The organism is Knoellia aerolata DSM 18566, assembly GCF_000768695.1.
In the GTDB taxonomy this organism is placed as follows: Bacteria; Actinomycetota; Actinomycetes; order Actinomycetales; family Dermatophilaceae; genus Knoellia; species Knoellia aerolata.
In genome coordinates this window covers 1-298 of record NZ_AVPL01000211.1, presented here as the reverse complement: position 1 = coordinate 298, position 298 = coordinate 1, and the positions used below count along the sequence as shown (strand labels likewise).

1 protein-coding gene is annotated in these 298 nt (G+C 65.8%); it reads left to right on the top strand.

Annotation, left to right across the window (positions count from 1 at the left end; translation table 11 throughout):
- The first annotated feature begins 13 nt into the window (after positions 1 to 13).
- The gene (locus N801_RS22310; RefSeq protein WP_368679797.1) at positions 14 to 172 is read left to right on the top strand and encodes a P1 family peptidase; all 159 of its coding nucleotides are present in this window, start codon (positions 14 to 16) and stop codon (positions 170 to 172) included.
- Positions 173 to 298: the final 126 nt, after the last annotated feature.

The following is a 298-nucleotide window of genomic DNA, read 5'->3' as shown; positions in this document are numbered from 1 at the left end:
GAACAACGACTACATTTCGGCGCTGTTCGCGGCGGCGGCGGAAGCGGTGGAAGAGGCGATCGTCAATGCGCTGCTGGCGGCCAATACCGTCAGCGGCAACGGCCATCGGGCGGAAGGGTTGAGCGCCGAACAGCTGGTGACGGCGCTGGAGAAGGCCGGCTGGCGGCGGTAAACAACGCGGGGCGCGGGTTAACGCGCCCTGACCGTCAGGATTCGCCGCCCGGTTTGGGCGTCGGGTAATCGTAATCCAGCTTCAACGGCTCGGCGTAGACGCTGTCCCACAGCTGTTGGTACAGCC